Annotated in this window: 5 protein-coding genes; 4 read left to right on the top strand and 1 reads right to left on the bottom strand. The window is 51.0% G+C overall.

Going from position 1 to position 6,000, the window contains the following annotated elements:
- Window positions 1-370: 370 nt before the first annotated feature.
- A complete protein-coding gene (locus A8990_RS29755; protein ID WP_116192646.1) occupies window positions 371-1,489 on the bottom strand; it encodes a GGDEF domain-containing protein in 1,119 nt (372 codons plus the stop codon).
- Between the two features lie 287 nt (window positions 1,490-1,776).
- Between A8990_RS29755 and A8990_RS29750 the strand changes: the two genes are divergently transcribed.
- From A8990_RS29750 to A8990_RS32545, 4 genes are all read left to right on the top strand, one after another.
- Window positions 1,777-2,772 carry a putative sporulation protein YtxC gene (locus A8990_RS29750; RefSeq protein ID WP_116192645.1) on the top strand — a complete coding sequence of 332 codons (996 nt, stop codon included), beginning with the start codon at window positions 1,777-1,779 and terminating at the stop codon, window positions 2,770-2,772.
- A gap of 427 nt (window positions 2,773-3,199) precedes the next feature.
- The gene (gene thrS, locus A8990_RS29745) at window positions 3,200-5,137 is read left to right on the top strand and encodes a threonine--tRNA ligase (RefSeq protein ID WP_116192644.1); all 1,938 of its coding nucleotides are present in this window, start codon (window positions 3,200-3,202) and stop codon (window positions 5,135-5,137) included.
- Between the two features lie 98 nt (window positions 5,138-5,235).
- Entirely contained in the window at window positions 5,236-5,790 is a 555-nt protein-coding gene (locus A8990_RS29740; protein ID WP_425463944.1) for a 3D domain-containing protein, read from the top strand.
- Window positions 5,791-5,867: 77 nt separating this feature from the next.
- Window positions 5,868-5,996 (top strand): hypothetical protein, encoded by a 129-nt coding sequence (locus tag A8990_RS32545; RefSeq protein ID WP_265415902.1) that lies wholly within the window; start codon window positions 5,868-5,870, stop codon window positions 5,994-5,996.
- Window positions 5,997-6,000: the final 4 nt, after the last annotated feature.

Here is a 6,000-nt window from a genome sequence, read left to right as displayed (position 1 = left end):
CATTTCCTGCGCTCAAGAGACGATGAACCCCCGTCTGATGTTGAAGCACTGATTCGAAGAAACGTTTTGCCGATTCGCCCGATTCGACCAGGGCAGCAGAATACGCGCAAAACACGCTATAAATCATCTGTAAGCTTCGTCTACAGAGTAGCATAAATCGGTTCGAATGAACATTTTTTAAGCGGATTGTCTATCCGCTTGTTTGCTGTACACTTTTTTCAGACTGCACCAAAAAAACAAACGGCACAGGGGTTTCCCTCATGCCATTTTGGATTCCATTTCTATTCTCGGTCAATGTCATTGAGTTAACTTAATGACATTGCCCCAATGAGGAAGCTTTTTTCTTTGCGTTATGCTGCCTTTATGCTGCTTAAGCGAGCTGACTTTCATCCGTTTGACGGAGATCCGTTGAAACAACCGTACGGTTCTTGCCGCTGTTCTTCGCTTTGTAGAGCGCCATGTCGACGCGGTTGAAGAAGTGTTCTTTGCCTTCTTCGCTCGTATACTCCGCGAACCCGATGCTTACTGTAACCGATTTGCCGTCCAGCGATTGCTGCGACAGCCTTGAGATGGCATCGCGGATCAGCTCTACGGCAGTTAACGATTCCACTCTCGATTGATCCGTGAACAGGATAGCGAACTCCTCGCCGCCGTAGCGTGCGATGAAGTCGTTCACTCGCGCTTTGCTTCGCAGCATCTCGGACACAGACATGAGAACCGCGTCGCCGGCGCGATGGCCGTAGGTGTCATTCACATGCTTGAAGTTATCGATATCGATAATGGCCAGCTGCAGCGCGAGGCCGTACCGCTCATGCTGATCGATCAGCTTTTCGAAATATTCATGGAAGGTAATATGGTTGTACAGCCCGGTTAATGCGTCGGTCTTGGCCAGCTTGTCCATCCAGATGGTCTTGACGAGCAGCTCTTGATTCCGTTCGAAGTTCGATTTCAGATGGCTCAGAAGCTCCATGCCCCTTCTGAGAATGCCCCATGCGATGAGTGTGAAGAGGCAGAACATGATCGAAATCGTAATGAGACCGACGATCGAGATGTCATTGTTTAAGAAGTAATTCGTGCCGTACATGATGTACAGAGAAGCGAGTGTATTGCCAAGTGCAAAGAGCAATTTCTTGGTCTGGAAATAGAAGATCGATACCATGATGGGCAGGAATAATGCCAGTATCAAGTAATTAATGGAGTCGTGTATGTAGACAATCGTGAAGGCGATCAGCGTTGAAGTCAGGATGACGATATAATCCTGATATCGTCCGTTATAGAGACGAAGGCCGAGCTCGGCAAGGAGCAGCAGCCCAAGCAGCAGCGCGGACGGTCTGACCATATATTCGATGAAAAATTGCGTTAGAGGTAAATCCGTAACGGTGGAGTATAGACATTCAAGAATAATTGTAATGACGAGGATGGACCAGAAGCCAGTTAGGAGCATGCGATTCCAACGGTATCTGTTGTAATTAATTGACTCGTAATCCATAGTTCTCACTCCGAGTACACAGCTTCGTATGGAACTAAATATACCACGATTCCCCTTTCATTCCAATCCCCATACAACGCAGGCAGAGCCTACATCGTATATATGGTTTTGATGAGCCATATACTGTTAAGGAAGCTCGCAAAAGCTTACTCGATGCCCTTCAAGCTCCAATATTGCCGCCAGAATGTGCGGCATCAATAGATGCTCTCCATCCCTAGACCAGTGCCTAATGAGCGCCTAAATGCCTGCTTTGATGTTCAACCGCTAAAAAAGTTAGGAGTGAGCCTATGGAACTCTTTACTGTTTCTTTGCTGTCCGCTTCACAAGAAGCGATCGATCGTTTGCATCATTGTTTGACCGAACAGTTCGTCGATTTACATAGCAATAGGCAGAATGCTGCCGCCATTCACCTTACCGAGCCTGACTACGATACGATGGAGATCCAATGCCTAGCTCAGCTGCCCGTATTCAATTTGACTGAAGACGGTCCAGTCGTGTATCACACCGCATCCGTTGCGATTGCGCAGTTCATTATGCAGGAGCTTGAGCCGATGCTGTTGAAAGCGATTATTCGCAAGCAGTTCCATTACGAGGAGAGCAAAGAGATCGAAGTGCTCGAGCGGTACTGTCAAAATATTTTGTACGGCGCGCAGGTGCCTGCCGTTCAAGCGGATGAGACCGATACGGCGATGCTGCGGACTGATCGGGAGCGCCGCCAGAATAAAGTTTCTGAAGAGGTGGAGCAGTTCCTCTCCAGCAATACGCGCATTCACCTCGACGGCTTCGTTACATTCCGTCTCGCGCCGTATTGGCAGGAGCTGAAGGAAGTCGTCGCCTACGCCGTCGATGAATACGTGATGGATAAACAGTATCAGGAGTTTATTTCGCTGCTGAAATATTTTGTGCGGATGCAGGAAGTGAAGCTGCCGATCGTCCATGTGCTGCACAAGGGCGGCAGTGATTTTGTCCTCTATGATCATGAGTTCCAAATTCTCGATACCGTTCCCGCTGACCGGATCGTGGCGGAAATGCTCGAGTCCGAGATGAACATGGAAGATATGATCGTGAGCACGCTGATTACCGTGTCGCCGCAGCAGATTGTGATCCATACGCGCCAGCCGGAGCTGCCGGTGATGCGGACGCTCGAGACGATCTTCGAACATCGTGTCAGATTGTGCTGCACTTGCGGGCATTGCAACCACTACTTCGATGAGCAAGGCCAGCCGATTGCGAATAAGTCCGAGAATGCGAAGGAGAAGCGTGTTCGCAATGTAATTCCGTGATGTGACAGGGCTTGACTAGGGCTGAAGAGGCGCATTATAATAATTGACATGTAAAAGCATTGACAAAGACATGTATCGCTAGCGCCGCACGTCCCAGAGAGAGGAAACATTGGCTGAAATTTCCTTATGATGCAGTAGCGATATACCCCTTTGTAGCTGTGCCGTTGAACCCGATTACGATCACGATCGTATCGGTAGTAAGCCGCACCGGGCCGTTCCCGTTACAGAACGTCTACAAGGATTGGCGAGCGGCCATAAGCTGGCGCTGATTGAACTAGGGTGGAACCACGGGTCTATAACAAGCACTCGTCCCTTCGCGGGATGCGTGCTTTTTTTATTGGCTGCAACCGCATAGATCGGCGAAATTCCAATGATGAAGATGCGGTTATTAGGCATGCCGCGCACAAACGAGGAGGACATGAGAGAGATGGCAATTCAAGTCAAACTGCCGGACGGCGCAATTCGCGAGTACGAGCAGGGCACAACAATTGAAGATGTAGCGGGTTCGATCAGCACTGGACTTCGCAAAAACGCAGTAGCCGGTAAAGTGGACGGCAAGGTTGTAGACATCTATTCGCCGCTCGAAAACGACGCTGCGCTTGAGATCGTAACACTCGATTCCGCTGACGGCCTCGAAGTGTACCGTCACAGTACAGCTCACTTGATGGCGCAAGCGATCAAGCGCGTGTTCAAAGGACATGATGTGAAGCTTGGTATCGGTCCGGTTATCGAAGACGGCTTCTACTACGATATCGACATGGAGCAATCCATTACGCCGGAAGATCTCGTGAAGATCGAGAAGGAAATGGAGCGCATCGTGCAAGAAGATTTGCCGATTCGCCGCCGTGTTGTTAGCCGCGACGAAGCAATCGCGACTTTCACGGAAATCAATGATCCGCTCAAGCTGGAGCTGATTCGCGATCTGCCAGCGGATTCGCAAATTACAATTTACGACCAAGGCGAATTCTTCGACCTTTGCCGCGGACCGCACTTGCCGTCGACTGGCCGCATCAAGGCGTTCAAGCTGCTCAGCGTAGCTGGCGCGTACTGGAGAGGCGATTCCAAGAACAAAATGCTGCAGCGTATTTACGGAACGGCGTTCCCTAAGAAAGCGCAGCTTGACGAGCATCTGCACTTCCTCGAAGAAGCGAAGAAGCGCGATCACCGGAAACTCGGCCGCGAGCTGAAGATGTTCACATTCTCCCGCGAAGTCGGCCAAGGCTTGCCGCTCTGGCTGCCGAACGGCGCTCGTCTGCGCAGAACCATGGAGCGCTATATCGTGGATCTCGAGGAGCGTCTGGGCTACCAGCACGTATACACGCCGGTTCTGGCGAACGTTGAGCTTTATAAGACAAGCGGTCACTGGGAGCACTATAGCGAGGACATGTTCCCTAAGATGGCGCTCGACAACGAGGAGCTTGTTCTTCGTCCGATGAACTGCCCGCACCATATGATGGTGTTCAAGAGCGAAATGCGCTCGTACCGCGACCTGCCTGTGCGCGTGGCGGAGCTTGGCACGATGCACCGTTATGAAATGTCCGGCGCGCTTACTGGCTTGCACCGCGTTCGTGCGATGACACTGAACGATGCGCATATTTTCTGCCGTCCGGATCAAATCAAGGAAGAGTTCTCGCGCGTCGTTAACTTGATCCGTCAAGTGTACGAGGATTTCGGTATCAAGGAATACCGTTTCCGCCTGTCGTACCGCGATCCGCAAGATACAGAGAAGTACTTCCAGAACGACGAGATGTGGGAAATGTCCCAGCGCATGCTGCGTGAAGTTGTGGAAGAGCTCGGCTTGCCGTTCTTCGAAGCGGAAGGCGAAGCTGCGTTCTACGGTCCGAAGCTTGACGTGCAGATCAAGACAGCGCTTGGCAAAGAAGAGACGCTCTCGACTGCACAGCTCGACTTCCTGCTCCCAGAGCGCTTCGAGCTTGAATACATCGGCGACGACGGCAAGAAGCACCGTCCAGTCGTTATTCACCGCGGCATCATCTCTACAATGGAGCGCATGACAGCGTTCTTGCTGGAGAACTTCGCTGGGGCATTCCCGCTCTGGCTGTCGCCGGTTCAAGCGAAAATCATTCCAGTATCGACAGCGTACGAAGCGTATGCGCGTCAGCTGGAAGAGAAGCTGCAGCTTGCGGGCATTCGCGTGGAGACAGATCTTCGCAACGAGAAGCTCGGCTACAAGATCCGCGAAGCGCAGCTCGAGAAGGCGCCTTACATGCTTGTTGTCGGCGAGAACGAAGCGCAGTCCGAGTCCGTATCGATCCGTAAGCGCGGCGAGGGCGACCTTGGCTCGAAGCCGGTTGCTGAGCTGATTGCTATGCTGCAAGCCGAGATTGCCAATAAAACAATCTAATATAGCTGTTCTGACGGCAGTGGATTAAGCTGCTGCCGCGCATAAAGCTTGTCTCGTCTGGGCATCCTTCGTGAATAAGGAGGATAACAACCCAGATGATGACAAGCTTTTTGTCGTTTCAGCGCATCTTTACAGCAGTGACAGCGATGATTCTAATCATGACGCTGCTAATTGCAGAATGCACTGCAGCAGGCAGCCGCGGAGAAGTTCCCCGGCATAAGCACAAACACAGCAATCAAGCGAAAGAAGTATCCGTTCAAGTCGTAGCTACAGGCTACACAGCAGGTGTGGAATCTACAGGCAAGAAACCGGGACATCCGCAATACGGCATTACGTATTCAGGCGTGCGGGTACGGCGGGCTTTTGTCTCCACAATAGCAGCAGATCCTAAGGTGTTTCCGATTGGGACCGTACTTTATATACCGGGTTACGGATACGGCGTTGTAGCCGATACCGGGTCTGCCATTAAAGGCAAGAAGATCGATTTATACTTCGAAACAAGGAAGCAAGTGTTCAAGCAATGGGGCAAAAGAAAGGTGACGGTACGCATTCTGAAGCGGGGCAATGGCAAGCTGACCACAGCGCGGCTGAACGCCCTGAATCAAGCGGTAACCGTCGATAAAACGATCCCGAGAGAGCTGCTTGAATCGTAACAATATTAGTAAAACGCCAAGCATAAACGCTTCCCTTGATTGCCATAATAAGTGATGGATGGGGAGGTGAGCGAAAAATGGCTAAAAATAAAAACAACAAAATGAAAGCTGCTCAAACGAAGTACAACGCTGAGTTTGCTTCTGAGAATGCTGCAGGCGCAACTAGCGCAACAACAAAAGCCGCTTCACAAAAAGCGGAGAAATAAGATA

The organism is Paenibacillus taihuensis, assembly GCF_003386535.1.
Classification (GTDB): domain Bacteria; phylum Bacillota; class Bacilli; order Paenibacillales; family Paenibacillaceae; genus Paenibacillus_Z; species Paenibacillus_Z taihuensis.
The sequence above is the reverse complement of the archived record's forward strand: the minus strand, read 5'-3'. Positions and strand labels throughout refer to the sequence as shown.

Excerpts from the sequence above, each read along its gene's own strand:
- A8990_RS29750 (WP_116192645.1), top strand. The coding sequence starts at position 1,777 with ATGGAACTCTTTACTGTTTCTTTGCTGTCCGCTTCACAAGAAGCGATC.
- A8990_RS32545 (WP_265415902.1), top strand. The coding sequence starts at position 5,868 with ATGGCTAAAAATAAAAACAACAAAATGAAAGCTGCTCAAACGAAGTAC.
- A8990_RS29755 (WP_116192646.1), bottom strand. The coding sequence starts at position 1,489 with ATGGATTACGAGTCAATTAATTACAACAGATACCGTTGGAATCGCATG.
- thrS (WP_116192644.1), top strand. The coding sequence starts at position 3,200 with ATGGCAATTCAAGTCAAACTGCCGGACGGCGCAATTCGCGAGTACGAG.
- A8990_RS29740 (WP_425463944.1), top strand. The coding sequence starts at position 5,236 with ATGACAAGCTTTTTGTCGTTTCAGCGCATCTTTACAGCAGTGACAGCG.